General features: G+C 66.4%; 1 pseudogene. It reads left to right on the forward strand.

The annotated features are described in order from the left end of the window. Positions 1-145, forward strand: a pseudogene (locus WDW90_RS40425) (HlyD family type I secretion periplasmic adaptor subunit); the annotation flags it as partial. Between the last annotated feature and the right edge of the window lie 84 nt (positions 146-229).

Here is a 229-nt window from a genome sequence, read left to right on the forward strand (position 1 = left end):
CGCCGAGCGCGCCCGGCTCGGCGAGGTCACCCTGGTGCCCGGCATGCCCGTCGACGCCTTCCTGCAGATCGGCGAGCGCACCGTCATCTCCTACCTCACCAAGCCCCTCGCCGATCAGATCTCGAAGGCTTGGCGCGAGCACTGACAGGCTGCGAAGCAGTGCCTGTGCGGCCGAAATGACTGATAGCGTCCCTTGCCTGGGCTCCCGCAATGGATTGAGGCACAGCTT

Source organism: Methylobacterium nigriterrae, from assembly GCF_037106235.1.
Lineage (GTDB): Bacteria > Pseudomonadota > Alphaproteobacteria > Rhizobiales > Beijerinckiaceae > Methylobacterium > Methylobacterium nigriterrae.